Genomic DNA, 19,556 nt, shown 5'->3' with positions numbered 1-19,556 from the left:
CGTCGTTCCTTTCGTGGAGTGGATGGTGCTGGGTCGGCGGGTGTCCTGTCGAGGCCGTCGGGCGAGGGTGCCGTCGGGCCTCGCCCGCGTCAGTCGAGGGTGATCAGTTGGCGGAGCTCCCCGCCGGCGGCGAGTCGGTCCATCGCCGTGTCGAGTTCGTCGAGGCGGATGCGCGAGGACACGAGCCGCTCGAGCGGCAGGCGACCCGCTCGCCACAGCTCGACGTACCGCGGGATGTCGCGCGCCGGCACCGCCGATCCGAGGTAGCTGCCGATGACGGTGCGCGCCTCGGCGGTGAGCGTCAGGGGCGAGAGGTCGGCCCGCGCATCGGGCGCCGGGAGGCCGACGGTCACGGTCGTGCCGCCCGGTGCGGTCAGCGCGAACGCGGTCTCGAACGCCCGGGCCGAGCCGGCGGCCTCGATGACGAGGGGCGCTCGCGCCGCGGCATCCGCCGGGTCGGTGCCGCTGGTCGAGCTGCTCGTGTCGTTGCCGGTGGTGCCGGTGTTGCCGGTGGTGTTGCCGCTGCCGGTGCGGGCGTCGGATGCCGCGCGCAGCGCCTCGTCGGGCGCGTAGGCCGCGGCCGCGCCCAGGCTGAGGGCCGCCTCGAGCTTGGCCGGGAGCGCGTCGACGCCGATCACCTCGTGGCCGAGCGCGACCGCGACGAGCAGGGCCGCCATGCCGACGCCGCCGAGGCCGACGATGGTGACGCGACTGCCGGGCGCCGGCCGGCCGGCGTTGATGATCGCGCCGCCGCCCGTGAGCACGGCGCAGCCGAGCAGCGCCGCGATCTCGGCCGGCACGTCGTCGTCGACGGGCACGACCGAGGTGCGGCTGACGACCGCATGGCTCGCGAACGCCGAGACGCCGAGGTGGTGGTGCACGGGCAGTCCGTCGCGATGCAGTCGGATGCCCCCGCCGACGAGCGTGCCCGCTCCGTTGGCCGCGCTGCCGGTGCGGCAGGGCAGCCGCCCGTCGCTCGCGCACTCGGGGCAGTCACCGCAGCGGGGGAGGAAGGTCATGACGACGCGCGTGCCGGGAGCGACATCCGTGACGCCGTCGCCGACCTGCTCGACGATGCCGGATGCCTCGTGGCCGAGGAGCATCGGGGTAGGCCTGCGGCGATTGCCGTCGACGACGCTGAGGTCGGAGTGGCAGACGCCGGCGGCCTCGATGCGCACGAGCAGCTCACCCGGGCCGGGCGGGTCGAGCTCGAGCGGGCCGACCGTGAACGGGCGCGATCGGGCGAAGGGCGCTTCGGCCCCGGATGTCTCGAGCACCGCTCCCGTGATCTGCATGCGCGTCCTCCTCGACGTGCCGGGCGGGTCGTCGCGACCCGCACGTGACAAGCATACCGACCGCGCGGTATGCTCGCGAATCAAAGCGTCCGTGCCGTGCGCTGCTGGGTGATCAGGTCGTTTCGATGGGTGTCTCGCAGGCGCGTTCCGAGACCGCCATCCGTCCTCCGCCAGCCGCAGTGCGAACTCGCAGCCCCCATCCCACATCAACGATCCGCAATCCCAATCGACACTCGACCGAGGAGCCTCGACGATGAGCCTTCCCCTTCCCACCGACGGGCCCGTCCCGATCCATGGACACGCGCACGACGACTTCGCCGTCCTCCGCGACGAGTTCGAGCGACAGCTCGCCTCCGGCGAGGAGCTCGGCGCCTCGCTCGCGGTGATCGTCGACGGCGAACCGGTGGTCGATCTCTGGGGCGGCTGGGCCGACCCCGAGCGCGCGACCGAGTGGCAGCGGGACACGATCACGAACGTCTGGTCCATCTCGAAGACCGTGACCGCACTTGCCGCGCTCGTGCTCATCGACCGCGGCGAACTCGACCCCGAGCAGCCCGTCGCCCACTACTGGCCGGAGTTCGCCGCCGCAGGCAAGCAGGGGGTGCTCGTAAAGCACGTGCTCATGCACACCTCCGGGGTCTCGGGATGGGCGGCCCCGATCGTTGGTGCCGACATCCTCGATGCGGATGCCGCGGCCGCACGCCTCGCGGCCCAACCCTCGTGGTGGCCGGCCGGCACCATGTCGGGCTACCACCTGCTCGGATACGGGCACCTCGTCGGCGAGCTCGTGCGACGCATCACCGGGCTCTCGCTCGGCGAGTTCGTCGCCCAGGAGCTCGCGGGCCCGCTCGGCGCGGACTTCTGGCTCGGGCTGCCCGAGTCCGAGGACCACCGCGTGAGCAATGTCGTGCCGCCACCGCACATGACGCTGGACTTCTCGGCGATCCCGCCGGAGTCGCCGGCCTTCAAGACCTACACGGGGCCGGCGCTCGGCGCCGAGTTCACGTGGACGCGCGAGTGGCGCGCCGCCGGCATGGGCGGGGCCGGCGGCCAGGGTAACGCTCGCTCGGTGGCGCGCCTCAACGCGCTCGTCTCCAACGGCGGCGAGCTCGACGGCGTGCGACTGCTCTCACCCAGGACGATCGACCGGATCTTCGCCGAGCACACCGACAACGTCGACCTCGTGCTGGGGCTGCCGCTGCGCTTCGGGCTCGGCTTCGCGGTCGCGAACCCCGTGAGCACGCCCGCGATCCCCGACGGTCGCGTCGCCTACTGGGGTGGATGGGGCGGCTCGATCGTCATCGACGACGTCGACCGTCGAACGACCTTCGCCTACGTCATGAACCGGATGTCGCCGGGCATCATCGGCTCGCCGCGGAGCGAGGCCTACACCCGCGCGGTCTACGCCGCGCTCGGCGTGCCCGCCCGGGGCTGAACGTCGCCGGCCTACGGCCTACGCGCCCGGGCGGCTCCCGGCTCCCGCGACGCTGTGCGGGTTCACGGTACCCGGGCAAGCGTCGCGTACCCGCAAGAGGTCGCGGGAGGAGCGGGCGACTGAGGATGCCACGCGCGCGGTGCCGACGGTTCCTGAGTGCTGAATCGGCGGTGGAGTGCCCGAACGGCGGGGCCGTATGCGCACTCCCACGCCGATTCGGCACTCCCGGGGGCGGCGGGACGGCGGCAGCGATCGTCGGCGGGGCGGGCCAGCACACCGGTCCGGATGCTGCGCGGCGTCCGGGCGGACGGGCGGGACCGCATGCGCACTCCCGCGCCGATTCGGCACTCCGGGTGAGGAAGCGCGGCACGCTGAGCCGCGCAACGAGAGAGCCCGCGGATGGGCACTCCCACGCCGATTCGGCACTCCGGGTGAGGAGGCGCGGCGCGCTGAGCTGCGCGAACGAGAGAGCCCGGGTGCGACATCCGAAGATGTCGCACCCGGGCTCGAACCCGTGAAGCCAGGCGAGGCCGGCCGGCGGTGACTCAGGCGCCGGGCGCCGAGCCCGCCCCAGAGCCGGAGCCCGAGCCGGAGCCCGCGCTGCCACCGGCCGGCTCGTCGCCGGAACCGTCGACGGCCGCGAACGAGCCGGTCTGCGAACCGACGAGCGCCGGGTCGAGACCCTGGCCCTCCGCGATCGCCGCCTCGGCGTCGACGTCGGCCGCGGCCTGCTCGAACTGCGAGTTGTACAGGCGCCAGTACGCACCCTCGCGAGCGATGAGCTCGTCGTGGCTGCCCTGCTCGACGATGTCGCCGTGCTCCATCACGAGGATGAGGTCGGCGTCGCGGATGGTCGACAGTCGGTGTGCGATCACGAACGACGTACGTCCTTCACGCAGCGCGGCCATCGCGTTCTGCAGCAGCAGCTCGGTGCGGGTGTCGACCGAGGAGGTCGCCTCGTCGAGGATCAGCACCGACGGCTGGGCGACGAACGCCCTGGCGATGGTGATGAGCTGCTTCTCGCCCGCCGAGACGTTGGACGCCTCCTCGTCGAGCACGGTCTCGTACCCGTCGGGCAGCGAGTGCACGAACCGGTCGACGTAGGTCGCCCGTGCCGCGGCCATGATCTCCTCGTCGGTGGCCGTCTCGCGTCCGTAGCGGATGTTCTCCAGGATGGATCCGGCGAACAGCCACGGGTCCTGCAGCACCATGCCGGTCTTCGCCCGCATGTCGCGACGCGTGAGCTCGGCGATGTCCTGGCCGTTCAGCAGGATGCGCCCGCCGTCGAGCTCGTAGAACCGCATGATGAGGTTCACGAGCGTCGTCTTGCCGGCACCGGTCGGCCCGACGATCGCGACCGTCTGGCCGGGCTCGACGCGGAACGACAGGTCGCGGATCAGCGGGTGCTCGGGCGCGTACGAGAACGACACGTGGTCGAACTCGATCGTGCCGTCGCCGTCGACCGGCTTGGGGGCGTCGACCGCGTCGGGGTCCTGCTCGTCGGCGTCGAGCAGCTGGAACACGCGCTCGGCGGAGGCCGTGCCGGACTGCACGACCGCGGCCATGCCGCCCAGCTCCGAGAGGGGCTGCGTGAACTGCTGCGAGTACTGGATGAACGCCTGCACGTCGCCGAGTCGCAGCTGGCCGCTCGCGACCATGAGGCCGCCGAGCACCGCGATGCCCACGTAGGTGAGGTTTCCGATGAACATCATGCCCGGCATGATGATGCCCGAGAGGAACTGCGCCTTGAACGAGGCCTCGTAGAGTTCCTGGTTCTCGGCCTTGAACTTCTCGTGCGCGTCCTTCTCGCGACCGAAGACCTTGACGAGCGCGTGACCGGAGAAGGACTCCTCGACGCGGGCGTTCAGCCGCCCGACCTTGCGCCACTGGATGCCGAACGCCTTCTGCGACTTCGGGCCGATGACGCCGAAGATCACGCCCATGAGGGGCAGCGACACGAGTGCGACGATGGCGAGCTGCCAGGAGATCGAGAACATCATGATGAGCACGCCGACGACGGTGAGCACCGCCGTGATGGCACCCGACAGCGACTGCTGCATCGTCTGCGTGATGTTGTCGATGTCGTTCGTCACGCGCGAGATGAGCTCGCCGCGCTGGACCTTGTCGAAGTAGCTGAGGGGCAGGCGGTTGAGCTTGGCCTCGACGTCTTCGCGGAGCTTCCACATGGTGCGCACCATGATGACGTTGACGACGTAGCCCTGCACCCAGGTGAGGATGGCCGAGACCACGTAGAGCAGCAGCACGACGATGAGGATCTGGCTGAGCTTGACGAAGTCGATGCCCTCGCCGGGAACGGCCCCGGCCGTCTCGACGATGTTGGCCAGGTCGTTCTGTCCATCGGCGCGGAGGAACTCGACCGCCTGCGCGTTGGTCATGCCCGCGGGGAGCTGGGAGCCGATGACGCCGGCGAACAGCACGTTCGTCGCATCGCCGAGGATCCTCGGGGCGATGACGGCGAGCACGACGCCGGCCGCGCCGAGGAGCGAGACGAAGGTGAAGGCGACGGCGTGCGGCTTCAGCAGGCCGATCAGTCGCCGGAAGCTCGGGCCGAACTGCGCGGCCTTGCCGGGCGCGACGCTGTCCCAGTCGCCGGAGTTCAGGCGCGCCTGCTCGGCGAGCTCGAGCTCGTACTTCTCCTCTTCGGAGATCGGGGTGGTGGATTCGGTGGTCATCGGGCTGCCTCCGCGCCGAGCTGGGATTCGACGATCTCGCGATAGGTGTCGGATGTCTCGAGCAACTGCTCGTGGGTGCCGATGCCGACCATCGCGCCATCGTCGAGCACGACGATGCGGTCGGCGTCGGTGATGCTCGAGACGCGCTGGGCGACGACGATCTTGGTCACCTCGGGCAGCTCGCGCCAGAGTGCGTGCCGCAGGTTCGCATCGGTCGTGAGGTCGAGCGCCGAGAACGAGTCGTCGAACACGAGGATGTCGGGACGGTGCACGATCGCACGGGCGATCGCGAGGCGCTGGCGCTGGCCGCCGGACACGTTGGTGCCGCCCTGCGCGATGCGCGCGTCGAGGCCGCCCTCCATCTCCGCCACGAAGTCGCGACCCTGCGCGATCTCGAGTGCGTGCCACAGGTCTTCGTCGGTCGCCTCCTCGCGGCCGAACCGGAGGTTCGAGGCCACGGTGCCGCTGAAGAGGAACGGGCGCTGGGGCACGAGGCCGATCGACTGCCAGAGCACGTCGAGGTCGGCCTGGCGCACGTCGACGCCTCCGACCGCGACGGAGCCGCCGGTGGTGTCGAACAGTCGCGGGATCAGCGAGACGAGCGTGGTCTTGCCCGCACCGGTGGAGCCCACGATGGCCACGGTCTCGCCGCGGCCGGCGCGGAAGCTGATGCCGTCGAGCACCGGGTGCTCCGCGCCCGGGTACGTGAACGAGACATCCGTCATCTCGATCGTGCCCGGAGCGGGCAGCGCGGTCACGGGGTTGGACGGCCGCTCGAGGGTCGACTCGCTGCCGAGCACCTCGGCGATGCGATCGGCCGAGACCGCCGCGCGCGGGATCATGATCGTCATGAAGCTCGCCATGAGCACGCCGGTGAGGATCAGCCCGACGTACTGCATGAACGCGAAGAGCGTGCCGATCTCGACGTCGCCGGCGTCGACGGCGAACGAGCCGAACCACACCACGCCCACGATCGTGACGTTGAGGACGAGCATGAAGAGCGGGAACAGCAGCACGAAGAGCGACCCGACCCGGCGGCCGACCACCATGATGTCGGTGTTCGCGGTGCGGAAGCGCTCCTCCTCGATGGGCTCGCGCACGAACGCGCGCACCACGCGGACGCCCGTGAGCTGCTCGCGCATGATGCGGTTCACGTTGTCGAGCTTGTGCTGGAAGCTGCGGAACAGCGGCACCATGCGGCTGACGATGAGGATCGCGATGACGAGGAGCACCGTGACCGCGACGGCGATGATCCACCCGAGCCCGACGTCCTGCTGCAGGGCGAAGATGATGCCGCCGATCGCGAGGATCGGTGCGGTGACGAGCATGGTCGCGCCCATCATCGCGAGCATCTGCACCTGCTGCACGTCGTTCGTGTTGCGCGTGATGAGCGAGCCGGGGCCGAACTTCGAGACCTCGCGCTCGGAGAAGGCGCTCACCTTCTCGAAGACGTCGTTGCGGATGTCGCGGCCGGCGCCCATCGCAGCCTTCGCCGCGAAGAAGGTGGCGATGATCGAGGCGACGATCTGCCCGAGGGAGATCACGAGCATGAGCCCGCCCGTCGACCAGATGTACTCGGTGTCGCCCTTGGCGACGCCGTTGTTGATGATGTCGGCGTTCAGATCTGGAAGGAGGAAGGTGGCGATCGCGGAGAGGATCTGGAAGACCAGCACTCCCGCGAGGAGCCACGCGTACGGCTTGAGATAACGGACGAGGAGTTTTCCGAGCATGGCATCTCCGGTGCAGGGTGGGGCGGATGAGCCGACGGATGTCGCGGCACGACGAGTCGTGCCTCAGCGGAGTCGGCGGATGGCACGCGCCAAGCCCACCCCCGGGCCTCGCGCAGCGCTACAGCCTCGCACGCGAGTGGCTCGGAGGCAAGCGCAGGAGGCGCTTCGTTCGGCTCGTTCTCGGAGGGCGAACACCGGCCGGATTCGCCACCCGATCAGGGCCAGCCCAGTCTCGCCGAGGCCACCGACATTCCTCCGCGGCATCCGCTCGCCGTCGGCCCTGCCTAGCCCTCGCCGGCGGCCGACAGGTGCGCGAGCAGCGCGTCGAGCGCGGGGCGCTGGCCCTTCACGAGCTTCACGCCCGCCTCGGCGATGGGCACCCACGCCGCGGCATCCAGTTCGGGGAACGCCTGCCGCCGGCCCGACCGAGGCGGCCACTCGATCTCGAAGAGGTTGCTCGTGATCGACGAGGCGTCGAAGTCGGCCTCGCCCGCGAACACGGCGACGGTCTTGCCCGAGGTGTAGCGGAAGACGCCGAGCTCGACGTACGCGACGTCGGGCGCCGGGCTGCCCAGCTCCTCGGCGAACTCGCGCCTGGCCGCGTCGATCGGAGCCTCGTCGGTGAACGCGCCCTTCGGGATCGACCAGGCCGCCTCGTCCCGCCCTCGCCAGAACGGGCCGCCCATGTGCCCGAGCAGCACCTCGACGTCACGGGGGTCGGATGCCGCGCCGCGGCGTCGGTGCAACAGGATCCCCGCGCTGGTCTCGGCCATGCGCACACGCTACCGGTGCCCGCCCACGCGGGCGGCCGGCCCTCCGCGTCGCGGCACTCGTCGCCGACCACGCGCTCGACGAGAATGTGCCGTGGAGGTCGAAGATGATCAGCACCCACGAGGTCGCCAACCAGGTCCCGCCGCGCACCGACGTCGACGAGTTCGCCGCGAACGCCCCGCTCGTCGAGGCGGTCGCCAGATGGGGTCGCGCCGCCCACGGGGCATCCGCCGACGCTGCGCCAGCCGATGGCAGCGGGGCATCCGCCGACGCTGCGCCAGCCGAGGGCAGCGGGGCATCCGCCGACCTGCACGCGATCGGCAGACTCGTCGGCTCGCCCGACTTCCAGCGCGACGCCGAGCGCGCGAACACCCGCCCGCCGGTGCTGCACTCGCATGACCGCTGGGGCCGCCGCATCGACGAGGTCGAGTACGACGACGCCTACCACCGGGTCATCGCGGCGGCGGTCGGGGCCGGCGCGCACACCTCGGCGGCGGCCGATCCGGGGCCGGGTGCCAATGTCGACCGCGCCGCCGCGTTCCTCCTCTTCGCGCAGGTCGAGCCGGGGCACGCATGCCCGGTGTCGATGACCCATGCCGCTGCGCCGGTGCTCGAGCACGCGGCATCCGGCCTCCGAGACGAGTGGATGCCGCGCCTGTTGAGTCGTGCGTACGAGCCCGATCTCGTCGCCGGCAAGGCGAGCGCGCTGGTCGGCATGGCGATGACCGAGAAGCAGGGCGGGTCCGACGTGCGCGCGAACACGACGCGCGCCGAGCGCCGTGGCGGCGAGGGCGACGGCGGCAGCGGCAGCTGGGGCGCCGAGTACGGCCTCACCGGTCACAAGTGGTTCTGCAGTGCTCCGATGAGCGACGCGTTCCTCGTGCTCGCGCAGGCGCCGAGCGGCCTCAGCTGCTTCTTCGTGCCGCGCGTGCTGCCGGGCGGCGAGCGCAACGCGTTCCGCATCCAGCGGCTGAAGGACAAGCTCGGCAACCGGTCGAACGCGTCGAGCGAGATCGAGCTCGAGGGCACAGGCGGATGGCTCGTCGGCGAGGAGGGGCGGGGCGTCGCCACCATCGTGCAGATGGTCACGCGCACGCGCCTCGACTGCGTGATCGGCACGGCGGCGGGCATGCGCCAGGCGGTCGCGGAGGCGGCGTGGCACGTCCGGCATCGGCGCGCGTTCGGCGCGCTGCTCGTCGACCAGCCGGCGATGGCGGCGGTGGTCGCCGACCTCGCCTTCGAGTCGGAGGCCGCGACCCTGACCGCCATGCGGCTGGCTCGCGCGTACGACGACGACGCAGGCGAGGGCGAGCAGGCGTTCCGGCGCCTCGCGACCGCCGTGGCGAAGTACCAGGTCTGCAAGCGCGGCGCGTCCCATGCCGCCGAGGCGCTCGAATGCCTCGGCGGCAACGGCTACACCGAGGCGTTCCCGCTCGCCCGCCGCTACCGCGAGCAGCCGCTCCTGGCGATCTGGGAGGGCTCGGGAAACGTCATCGCGCTCGACGTGCTGCGCGTGCTGGCCCGCGAGCCCCGGGCGTTCGAGGCGTTCTTCGATGAAGTCGGCGCCGCCGCGGGCGCGAGCCGAGCGTTCGACGCGGCGCTCGCCGAGGCCGTCGCGCTCGTGCGCGAGGTCGCGACCATGGACCCGGATGCCGCGGCCGGCGTCGCCCGCGAGCTCACCGAGCGGCTGGCCCTCGTGCTGCAGGCGTCCCTCCTGTTGCAGTACTCGCCCGCGCCGGTCGCCGAGGCGTTCGTGCGCTCGCGGCTCGGACGGGAGGGCGGGTCGCAGGTCGGGGCGCTGCCGCGCGGGGTCGACGTCGCGGCCCTGCTCGCCCGGGCCTGACGGGCGCCCCGCACGGCGCCCGGAAGCGGGGCGCGCGGGGCGCGGTGCCCGAGATGCGGGGGCCGCAAGCGGACGGGTCCGCGGCGCAACGTGCCGCAAGCCGCGGCTCCCGCGTCGCTCAGCGCCAGACGAACGGCGGATGCGCCGCGGGCCGGCCGCCGGTCGCGATGAGACGTGCGAGCCGCACGGCGCCGTCGAGCGGCGAGCCCAGCGGCGCCCGCAGCGAGGCATCGGGCGCGAGCCGCGCGAACTCGGCCTCGAAGCCCTCGCGGTAGGCCCCGTCGGCGGAGAACACGCCGCCGGTCCACGAGGCGAGGCGGGGCAGGTCGGGGTCGAGGGCGGCGACGAGCGTGGCCGCCACCTCGGTGCCCGCGGTGCGCATGATGACGGATGCCGCGGGGTCGCCGCCGGCCGCCAGGGCGGCGACCTCTGGCGCGAAGCCGGCGATCACGCCCGCCCGGTCGGCGCGGGTCAGGAGTTCGCCCGGCCAGGTCGGCGCCGGCCCGAATCTCGCCTCGGCCGCGTGCAGCAGCGCGGTGGCGTCCGCCGTCACGCCGTCGTGCGTGCGGATGGCAGCCTTCAGCGCCTCGATGCCGATCCACACGCCGGAGCCGCGGTCGTCCCAGAGGTGCCCCCAGCCGCCGACGCGGCGCCAGACGGCATCGAGGTCGGTGCCGAGCGCGATGGCGCCGGTGCCGACGGCGACGACGGCGCCCGCCCGGCCGCCGAGGGCGCCGAGGTGCGCGGTGAGCGCGTCGACGGCGAGCGCGACGGGGACGCGGGCCGGAGTCGTGGAACCGGTCGGCGCGGCGGCCCCGCCGACGACCGCCGACAGGCGCCGCGCCGCGGCATCCGGATCCGGAACGAGTGAGGCGAGCCCCGTCGCGCCGATGCCGACGGCCGTGATCGCAGCATCCGGCCACTCGCTCCGCGCCGCGTCGATGAGCGAGGCGGCGACGTCGATCACGGTCGAGCCGGCGGATGCCACGGCCACGCGACCGCCCTCGAGGACGCGTCGCCGCTGCCCGAAGGGCAGGCCCAGGGGCTCGAGCGCGGCCCGCGAGCCCGTGCCGCCGAGGTCGATGCCGAGCACCCAGCCGCCGTGCCCGGGCTCGGCCCCGGGCAGGGACTCGGGCACCCCGGCGGGGTCCCCGTTCGCGGCGCTGGTCACGAGGCGAGCCTACGGCTGCGGCATCCGTGACGCGGAGGTTTCGAACCGGTCACGACTTTGGAAAGAACTTGCAAACAATGCATCGCTCACGAATACTACTTCCAGAGTCAGGTTCCAGGACGCCGGGTGTGGCGGTTCGTCCGAGACAGATCCATCAACGAGGAGGCATCTATGAAGAAGCGACTGCTGCCCGTCGCCGTGCTCGCCACGGCCGTGTTCGGGCTCAGCGCCTGCGCGGGCGGTTCGAACGGCGACGAGAACGGGTCCAACGCCGAGGGCCAGACGCTCGACGTCTGGATCATGGAGGGGACGAACCCCGACTCCGAGGCGTTCTTCGACGAGGTCGGCGCGGCGTTCACCGAGGAGACCGGCGCCGAGCTCAACGTCGAGTTCGTGCAGTGGGCCGACGCGCACGACCGCTTCGTCACGTCGATCGCCGGCGGTACGACGCCCGACGTCGCCGAGACCGGCACCACGTGGACCGCCGAGTTCGCCGACTCCGGTGCGCTCGAGCCGATCGGCGACTTCGTCGCGGACGAGAACCTGGGCGACGACCTGGTCGAAGGCCTCGTCGAGGCCGGCACCTACGACGACGAGCTCTACGGCATGCCCTGGTACGCCGGCGTGCGCTCGCTCGTCTACCGCTCCGACATCTTCGAGGAGCTCGGCCTGTCGGCCCCCACCAGCTGGGACGAGATCGTCGCCGCGGGCGAGGCCATCAAGGCCGCGCACCCCGAGATGCTCGCCTTCGCCGTTCCCGGCGACGCCGAGTTCGGGGTCTACCCCTGGGTCTGGGGCGCGGGCGGCGAGGTCTCCGAGAAGAACGGCGACACCTGGGAGTCCGGCATGGCCAGCCCCGAGTCGCAGGAGGGCATCGGCTTCTACACGGGCCTCGCGACCGAGCACGGCTTCTCGTCGGCCGGTGCGACCACGTGGAAGGAGACCGACGTCCTCGACAACTTCGCGCAGGGCAACGTCGCCATGGCCCTCATGGGTTCGTGGACCCCGTCGGCGATCATCGAGAAGAACGCCGAGCTCGAGGGCAAGTTCGCCGCGACCCCGATCCCGGGCAAGGACGGCGGCATCGCCCCGTCGGTGCTCGGCGGCTCCCACCTGTCGATGTTCAGCACCGCCGAGAACACCGATCTCGCGTGGGAGTTCATCAAGATGATGACGACGGGCGAGTTCGCTGAGCAGTGGGGCGAGCAGTCGGGCTACTTCCCGGGCCAGCAGTCGCTGCTGACCGAGACGATGGGCTCCGACGACCCGCTCGTCGCGCCCTTCGCCACGCAGCTCGTCGACGGCGGCGGCACGGTCCCCGTGACGCCCTCGTTCGGCGCCGTGCAGGCCAAGAAGACGACGAACACCGCCATCCAGGCGATCCTCTCCGGGCAGAAGACGGTCGAACAGGCCACCTCCGATGCCGCCGAGGAGATGGACGAGATCATGAACGGCAACTGACCAGGTGTCGACCACGATCCAGGCTCCGACGCCCGCGCCGGGGGGCACCACCCCCCGGCCGGGCGCCGGCCCCGTGCACCGAAACCGGCTGATCGCCTCGTCGCGGCCGTGGCTGCTGCTCGCGCCCGCGCTCGCCGTGCTGGCGGTGCTGCTGCTCTGGCCGCTCGTCCGGGTGTTCCTCTTCTCACTGCAGGACTACGGCCTGCGCCAGATCGTCTCGGGGGAACCGAACTGGATCGGCCTCGCCAACTACGGCGAGATCCTCGCCGATCCGACGCTCTGGGGCGTCGTACTGCCGAACACCGTCGGGTTCGCGGTGCTCGCCGTGACCTTCACCGTCGCCCTCGGCACGGGCGTCGCGGTGCTCATGGCCTCGCTCGGCGGCTTCTGGCGCACCGTCGTCGGCAGCGCCATCATGATCGCCTGGGCCATGCCCGCCGTGACCGGGACCTACGTCTGGGTCTGGATCTTCGACGCCGACCGCGGCATCTTCAACCAGACCCTGCAGGCGCTCGGCCTCCAGGACGAGCCGGTCAACTGGTTCACGAACCGCTACAGCTTCTACGCGATCGTGCTCCTCAACGTGGTCCACCACGGATTCCCGTTCGTCGCGATCACCATCCTCGCGGGGCTGCTCGGCGTGCCGAAGGAGATGCTCGAGGCCGCCGAGATGGACGGCGCAGGCCCGTGGCGACGCTTCTTCCAGGTCATCGTGCCGAACCTCCGCCAGGTCTTCAGCGTCGTCATCATCCTGTCGACCATCTGGGACTTCAAGGTGTTCGCGCAGGTGTACCTCATGCCCGGCGGCAACGGCACGAATCGCGAGGCGTTGAATCTCGGGGTTTGGTCGTACGTCGAGTCGTTCGGGCAGAACCGGTACGGATTCGGCTCGGCCATCGCGGTGCTCCTCACGGTGCTGCTGCTCATCATCACCGTCATCTACGTGCGCACGATGCTGAAGGAGGACGAGCTGTGAGCACCTTCACGCCCGCCCCGACCACCACGCCCGCGGCATCCGGAGCCGTGCCGCCCGAGAGCCCGGAGGCGCCGCGCGCCATTCCCGCCTCGCGCCGCTCGGCCCGCAAGACCCGTTCGGCGGCCGGCAAGGCCGTGCTCGTCGTGCTGCTGCTCGCCTTCACGCTCTTCCCGGCCTTCTGGATGCTCTCGAGCGCGTTCGACGCGAAGGCCGGCGCGGGCGGGCAGACGCTCCTGCCGCGCGAGTGGTCGCTGGAGAACTTCCAGTACGTGCTCACCGACGGCGGCTTCGATGTCTACCTGCGCAACTCGGCGATCGTCGCGGTGGTCACGGTGCTCGCGAGCGCCGTGCTCGCGCTGCTCGCCTCGGTCGCCGTGGCGCGCTTCCGCTTCAGGTTCCGCACGTCGATGCTCCTCATGATCCTCGTCGTGCAGATGGTGCCCCTCGAGGCCCTCGTCATCCCGCTCTTCGTGCAGGTGCGCGACCTGCAGCTGCTGAACACGCTGCTCGGCCTCATGGTCGTCTACGTCGCCCTCTCGCTGCCCTTCGGCATCTGGATGCTGCGCGGCTTCGTCGCCGCCGTGCCGGTCGAGCTCGAGGAGGCCGCCTACCTCGACGGTGCGAGCTGGGGCCGGATGTTCCGCTCGGTGCTGCTCCCGCTCGTGATGCCCGGCCTCGTCGCGACCTCCGTCTTCTCGTTCATCACCGCGTGGAACGAGTTCATCTTCGCCATGACCCTGCTGGGCGGCGCGTCCGAGAACTACACGGTGGCCATCGGCCTCAAGCAGTTCTTCGGCGAGCACACCAACGAGTGGGGCTACATCATGGCCGCGTCCACGATCATCACCGTCCCGGTCATGATCTTCTTCGTCATCGTCCAACGTCGCCTGTCGAGCGGCCTGGTTGCCGGCGCGGTCAAGGGGTGACCGCCGTGGACGATCCCACCATCAGGGGACTGGTGGGCGGGGTGCTCTGGCCGGGATTCCTCGGCCGGAGCATCCCGGATCCCTTCCGTCGCGAGCTCGACGAGGGAGGGCTCGCGGGTCTCGTGCTCTTCGCGCACAACCTCGGCGATGACGGCGAGCGGATGTCGCTCGCGAGCGCCCTCCGCGATCGTGATCGGCCGCTCGTGGTGGGCATCGACGAGGAGGGCGGCAACGTCACCCGCGCCGAGTCCGCCACCGGGTCGACGCTGCCGGGGGCCGCGCAGCTCGGATTCGTCGACGACCTCGCGATCACCGAGGCCGTCGGCGCAGAACTCGGCCGCCGCTCGCTCGAGGTCGGCGCGAACATCGTGCTCGCCCCCGTCGCCGACGTGAACACCGACCCGCGCAATCCGGTCATCGGCGTGCGGTCCTTCGGCGCTCGGCCCGACCTCGTGGCGCGGCACGCGATCGTTCAGGCCCGCGGCATCCGCCTGGCCGGTGCCGCTGCCGCCGCCAAGCACTTCCCGGGTCACGGCGACACCCACCTCGACTCCCACCACGCCATGCCGACCCTCGAGATCGGCCTCGACGAGCTCGAGCGCACGCACCTGCCGCCGTTCCAGGCGCTGGTCGACGCCGGCGTTCCCGCGATCATGACCGCGCACGTCGTCGTCCCGGCCTGGGGGCCTTCGCCGTCGACCCTGAACCCGGTCGCCCTCGGGCGCCTGCGCGCGATGGGGTTCGAGGGCGTCATCATCACCGACGCCCTCGACATGGCCGCCGTGCGGGAATCAGTGGGGGCGGGACCCGGCGCCGTGCAGGCGCTGCTCGCCGGCGCCGACCTGCTCTGCATCAGCAACCCCACGAACCTCGGCGCGGCGGCGGCACCCGACCAGGACGCCCGCGACTTCCTCGAGGTGCAGCACGCACTGCTGGCGGCGGTCGAGGACGGCACCCTGCCGGTCCCGGTGCTCGAGCGCGCCGCCGCGCGGGTGCGGACGCTCGCGGCGTCGCTCTCGACGGCCGGTGGGGCGGAGACGGCCGAGGCCCGTGGCGCGGGGGTTCGCGCCGCGGGCCTCGGCGACCGCGACGGAGCGGGCCGGGTCGACCGCGGCGGAGCGGGCCTCATCGACCGCTTCGAACCGGTGGATGCCGCGGCCGTCGCCCGGGCGGCGATCACGCTCGACGGCGTGGTGCCCCCGACGCCGGCCCCACGCACGGTGTTCGACCTCCGGGGCAGGTCGACGCTCGCCGTCGCGAGCGACCGGGACTTCTTCGAGACCGCACTCGCCGCGGGCGGGGCCGTGCTGCGCGGTGACGCCGCCGTCCCGGGTTCCGGGCCGCTCGTGGTGCTCGTCGACCGCGTGGGCAGCGACGATGGCGAGCAGCGCGGCCGGGTCGCGAACATCGCCCGCATCCGGCCCGATGCCGTGGTCGTCGACGTCGGGGTTCCTGGTGCCCCCCTGCCGCTGCCGACCGCGCACACACGGGCGGCGAGCCGACTCGCGGCGGATGCCGCGGCGGTCGTCCTCGCGGAGGGCGCCGAGCGCGTCGACCCCGCAGAGGGCGCCCAGGGCGCGGAGCGCGTCGACGGCGCGCCGGGCGCCGACGCCCCGCAGTCCCGGAGCGCCGCGGCCGCTCCGGCACCGGAGGCCTCCCCGTGATCGTGCTCTCGCTGCAGTCCGGCACCTCCGCCGACGGGATCGATGTCGCCGTCGTCGAGGTCGTCGCGCGTGACGCGACGCTCCTGCTCGACTCCGGCTCACCCATCGATCCGTCGATTCCTGCCCTTCCGACCGGCGTGCAGGGCGAAGATCGACGGATCGAGCCACCGATGGAGGCCGGGGCAGGACCCGGACCCACGTCCGGGCCCGTGGACCTCGTCATGACGCCGCTCCACACCGCCACGCACGACTTCGACCCCGGTCTCCGCGCGCTGTTGCTCGACGTCATCGGGGGCCGGCCGGCGACGGCGGGCGAGTTCACGGAGCTCACCACGCGGCTCGGCCAGGCGTTCGCCGAGGCGGCGGCGCGCGGCATCCGCGATGCCGGTGCGACGCCCGACCTCATCGTGTCGCACGGCCAGACCGTCTTCCACTGGGCCGAGCACGGCCACGCGCTCGGGACCCTGCAGCTCGGCGAGCCCGCCTGGATCGCCGAGCTCACGGGCACGCCGGTGCTGTCGGACCTGCGTGCCGCCGACATCGCCGCGGGAGGCGAGGGCGCACCGCTCATGGCCCTCTTCGACCGGGCCTGGCTCGCCGCCGAGGCCACGACCTCGGGCCGCGTGATCGCGACCGTGAACCTCGGCGGCATCGCGAACGTGCAGCTCGTGCATCCGGGCGGCGACGTGCTCGCGTTCGACAGCGGGCCCGGCAACGGGCTCATCGACGCGGTCGTCGCGAGGGGCACCCGCGGAGCGGAGGCGTTCGACCGCGACGGCGTCCTCGCGTCGGCCGGGCACGTGGACCACGCCGTCCTCGACGCGCTGCTGCGGCATCCGTACCTCGCGGCCGCCCTGCCCAAGTCGACCGGTCGCGAGACGTTCGACCTCGGCGTCGTGGACGACGCGCTGGCGACGGCCGATGCGGGCGGGCTCCCGCTCGAGGACCTCGTCGCGACCCTCACAGAGTTCACCGCGCGCACCGTCGTCGATGCGATCCCGGATGCCACGGCCGAGGCCGTCTGCTCGGGAGGCGGCGCCCGCAACCCGGTGCTTCTCGAACGCCTGCGCGAACTCGCCGCCGAGCGCGGCATCCGCCTGACCTCGAGCGCCGACCGCGGCGTCGACCCGGCGTTCAAGGAGTCGCTCATGTTCGCGCTGCTGGGCTTCTTCAGCTGGCACGGCGTGCCCGTCGCGCTCTCGACCGTCGGCGCACGCATCGCCGGGCGCCTGACGCCCGGCCGCGGACCGCTCGACCTGCCCGCGCCGCTCGCCGGCGTGGCATCCGTCACCATCGCGTCGCCTGACGCACGCACCGAAACCGGGGGAGCACCATGACCTGGTCCGCACCGAAGCCCACGCGCGAGCACGTCGAACTGCGCGACCTGCTCGACGGCCTCTCGACCGAGGAGGTCAACGACGCGCACGCCGAGTTCGACCTGATGCCCACCGAGGCGCAGGTCGGCGCAATGCTCGAGGAGAGCAGCGTGGCCGTCGCCGCGGTGGCCGAGGTCATGCCGCAGATCGCGGTGGCGGTCGACGCGATCGTCGCGCGCCTGCGCTCGGGCGGGCGGCTCGTGTACCTCGGTGCCGGCACTGCTGGGCGGATGGGCGTGCTCGACGCGAGCGAGATCCCGCCGACGTTCGGCACCGACCCCGCCCTCGTCGTCGGCGTCATCGCCGGCGGCGATACCGCGCTCCGCTCCGCGGTCGAGAACGCCGAGGACGACGCCCGACGCGGCGCCGCCGACCTCGCCGCGATCGGACTCACCGCCGCCGACGCGCTCGTGGGCATCTCGGCCTCCGGCCGCACCCCCTACGTCGTCGGCGCCATCGAGCACGCGCGCGGCCTCGGCGCCTTCACCGTCGGCCTCGCCTGCAACCGAGACTCGGAGATCGGCCGCGCCGCCGACCTCGCGATCGAGACCGTCGTGGGCCCGGAGATCGTCGCCGGGTCCACGAGGCTCAAGGGCGGCACTGCCCAGAAGCTCGTGCTCAACGCCATCTCGACCATCGCGATGGTCCGCCTCGGGAAGGTGCACGGCAACCTCATGGTCGACGTGCAGGCCACGAATGCGAAGCTGCGCGCGCGCGCCGAGCGCATCGTCATGCAGGCGACCGGGGCGGATGCCGCCGCGGCATCCGCTGCCCTCGAATCAGTCCGCGGCAACGTGAAGGCCGCCATCCTCGTCACCCTCACTGGGGTCGCGCCGGAGGTCGCCCTCGCGCGCCTCGCCGCGGAGGATGGAGTGCTGCGCGATGCTATCTCCAGCGTGAACGGCGGCTCGGCGCATGTCGACTCAGCCTCGGAGTGAGAAGGGTCCCCACCGGATGTCGGCGAACGTGCTCTCGGAGGTCCGCCAGGCCCTACCCAACCTCAGCTCGGCCGAGGCGCGCGTCGCCGACGCGATCATCGCCGACCCGGGCATCGTCGTCGACCTCACGATCACCGAGCTCGCGATCGTCTGCAACACGTCGCTCTCCACCGTGGCCCGCTTCTGCCAGACGCTCGGCTACAGCGGGTACCGGGAGTTCCGCATGGAGGTCGCCGGAGCCCTCAGCCGGGAGGCGGCCGAACGCGATCGATTCGGGCTCGCCGACTCCGACATCGGCGCCGACGACTCGGCCGAGGACGTCGTGGCCAAGATCGCCTTCCACGAGGTCCTCGCGATCGAGCAGACCGTGAAGGGCCTCGACACGGTCGTGCTCGACGGCGTCGTCGACGCCATCATCGGCGCGGGTCACGTCGACCTCTACGGGTTCGGCGCGAGCGGGCTCACCGCGCAGGACCTGCAGCAGAAGCTCGGGCGCATCGGCATCTCGGCGGCCTGCTCCGTCGACGTGCACCTGGCCCTCGTCAGCGCGGCCCTTCGGAAGCCGACGGATGTCGCGATCGGCATCTCGCACTCCGGCCTGACGGCCGAGACCCACCACACGCTCGAGGTCGCCCGCGACGCCGGCGCCACGACCGTGGCGATCACGAACTCGCCGGACTCTCCGCTCGCCGAGCTCGCCGACTTCGTGCTCACCACCCGGGCCCGCGAATCGACCTACCGCATGGGCGCGATGTCGAGCAGGATCGCGCAGCTCGCGCTCGTCGACTTCCTGTTCGTGCGGGTCGCCCAGCGCCGTGAGGACGTCGCCGTCCCGCTCCGGCGCACGCGCGAGGTGACCGCGAGCCACCGCATCCCGTCCCGGCGCCGCACGGCGGGCTGACGGCCCGATTCGCTTCGCGGCAGCGCTGAGCGGCCCGGGGACCGCGCGAGGGCGTGTGCAACGAAGGATGTCGGATGTCGCGCGTACCGTGTGTGCCATGACGAAGCAGATGCAGCAGACCCTCGTGCCCGAGATGGCCGACGAACTCTGCCCGCGCTGCGGCTCGGAGGCCGTGCGCGTGGCCGACCTGATCACCCTGAGCGGCGACCCGCTGTTCGACTGCCGTGAGTGCGGCTTCGAATGGGGCGAACTCCTCCGCGACCTCATGGCCTGAGACGGGCGGGGGGCGGGGGTTCGCCCCGCCACCTGTCCTCAACGGGCGGAGGTGCTGCGCGGGGCGTTCCCCTTGTGGACAACGACGTGAACCGGGTCCGGC

General features: G+C 72.0%; 15 protein-coding genes. 10 read left to right on the top strand and 5 right to left on the bottom strand.

Features of this window, described 5'->3' with window-relative positions:
• Positions 1-89: 89 nt before the first annotated feature.
• Positions 90-1,295 (bottom strand): alcohol dehydrogenase catalytic domain-containing protein, encoded by a 1,206-nt coding sequence (locus tag GQQ95_RS10290; protein WP_157427577.1) that lies wholly within the window; start codon positions 1,293-1,295, stop codon positions 90-92.
• 253 nt (positions 1,296-1,548) lie between these two features.
• On the opposite strand from GQQ95_RS10290, the gene GQQ95_RS10285 reads away from it, so the two are divergent.
• The gene (locus tag GQQ95_RS10285) at positions 1,549-2,730 is read left to right on the top strand and encodes a serine hydrolase domain-containing protein (protein WP_157427576.1); all 1,182 of its coding nucleotides are present in this window, start codon (positions 1,549-1,551) and stop codon (positions 2,728-2,730) included.
• Positions 2,731-3,275: 545 nt separating this feature from the next.
• On the opposite strand, the gene GQQ95_RS10280 is transcribed toward GQQ95_RS10285, so the two are convergent.
• From GQQ95_RS10280 to GQQ95_RS10270, 3 genes are all read right to left on the bottom strand, one after another.
• On the bottom strand, positions 3,276-5,423 hold the full coding sequence (locus GQQ95_RS10280) for an ABC transporter ATP-binding protein (RefSeq protein ID WP_157427575.1): 2,148 nt from the start codon (positions 5,421-5,423) through the stop codon (positions 3,276-3,278).
• The gene (locus GQQ95_RS10275; protein ID WP_157427574.1) at positions 5,420-7,153 is read right to left on the bottom strand and encodes an ABC transporter ATP-binding protein; all 1,734 of its coding nucleotides are present in this window, start codon (positions 7,151-7,153) and stop codon (positions 5,420-5,422) included. The genes GQQ95_RS10280 and GQQ95_RS10275 overlap by 4 nt, the downstream gene beginning before the upstream one ends.
• Before the next feature lie 284 nt (positions 7,154-7,437).
• Positions 7,438-7,926 carry an NUDIX hydrolase gene (locus GQQ95_RS10270; protein WP_157427573.1) on the bottom strand — a complete coding sequence of 163 codons (489 nt, stop codon included), beginning with the start codon at positions 7,924-7,926 and terminating at the stop codon, positions 7,438-7,440.
• Positions 7,927-8,030: 104 nt separating this feature from the next.
• Between GQQ95_RS10270 and GQQ95_RS10265 the strand changes: the two genes are divergently transcribed.
• Positions 8,031-9,767 (top strand): acyl-CoA dehydrogenase family protein, encoded by a 1,737-nt coding sequence (locus tag GQQ95_RS10265; protein WP_157427572.1) that lies wholly within the window; start codon positions 8,031-8,033, stop codon positions 9,765-9,767.
• A gap of 118 nt (positions 9,768-9,885) precedes the next feature.
• Here the strand turns inward: GQQ95_RS10265 and GQQ95_RS10260 are convergent, their stop codons facing one another.
• A complete protein-coding gene (locus GQQ95_RS10260; RefSeq protein ID WP_246205374.1) occupies positions 9,886-10,938 on the bottom strand; it encodes an N-acetylglucosamine kinase in 1,053 nt (350 codons plus the stop codon).
• Positions 10,939-11,109: 171 nt separating this feature from the next.
• Here GQQ95_RS10260 and GQQ95_RS10255 point away from each other — a divergent pair, with 171 nt between their 5' ends.
• From GQQ95_RS10255 to GQQ95_RS10220, 8 genes are all read left to right on the top strand, one after another.
• Entirely contained in the window at positions 11,110-12,399 is a 1,290-nt protein-coding gene (locus GQQ95_RS10255; protein WP_157427571.1) for a sugar ABC transporter substrate-binding protein, read from the top strand.
• Between the two features lie 73 nt (positions 12,400-12,472).
• Positions 12,473-13,375, top strand: a complete 903-nt coding sequence (locus GQQ95_RS10250) for a carbohydrate ABC transporter permease (protein ID WP_246205380.1) — start codon at positions 12,473-12,475, stop codon at positions 13,373-13,375.
• A gap of 134 nt (positions 13,376-13,509) precedes the next feature.
• Positions 13,510-14,301, top strand: coding sequence for a carbohydrate ABC transporter permease (locus GQQ95_RS10245; protein WP_246205379.1), 792 nt, complete (start codon positions 13,510-13,512; stop codon positions 14,299-14,301).
• Positions 14,302-14,306: 5 nt separating this feature from the next.
• Positions 14,307-15,965, top strand: a complete 1,659-nt coding sequence (locus tag GQQ95_RS19455) for a glycoside hydrolase family 3 N-terminal domain-containing protein (RefSeq protein ID WP_246205372.1) — start codon at positions 14,307-14,309, stop codon at positions 15,963-15,965.
• Positions 15,962-17,302 (top strand): anhydro-N-acetylmuramic acid kinase, encoded by a 1,341-nt coding sequence (locus GQQ95_RS10235; protein WP_157427570.1) that lies wholly within the window; start codon positions 15,962-15,964, stop codon positions 17,300-17,302. The genes GQQ95_RS19455 and GQQ95_RS10235 overlap by 4 nt, the downstream gene beginning before the upstream one ends.
• Positions 17,299-18,279, top strand: a complete 981-nt coding sequence (gene murQ, locus GQQ95_RS10230) for an N-acetylmuramic acid 6-phosphate etherase (protein ID WP_157427569.1) — start codon at positions 17,299-17,301, stop codon at positions 18,277-18,279. The genes GQQ95_RS10235 and murQ overlap by 4 nt, the downstream gene beginning before the upstream one ends.
• Positions 18,280-18,295: 16 nt before the next feature.
• A complete protein-coding gene (locus GQQ95_RS10225; RefSeq protein WP_157427568.1) occupies positions 18,296-19,180 on the top strand; it encodes a MurR/RpiR family transcriptional regulator in 885 nt (294 codons plus the stop codon).
• A gap of 97 nt (positions 19,181-19,277) precedes the next feature.
• The gene (locus tag GQQ95_RS10220) at positions 19,278-19,454 is read left to right on the top strand and encodes a hypothetical protein (RefSeq protein WP_157427567.1); all 177 of its coding nucleotides are present in this window, start codon (positions 19,278-19,280) and stop codon (positions 19,452-19,454) included.
• Positions 19,455-19,556: the final 102 nt, after the last annotated feature.

Source organism: Agromyces salentinus (assembly GCF_009749395.1).
GTDB lineage: Bacteria > Actinomycetota > Actinomycetes > Actinomycetales > Microbacteriaceae > Agromyces > Agromyces salentinus.
This window is presented reverse-complemented; position numbering and strand designations above follow the sequence as displayed.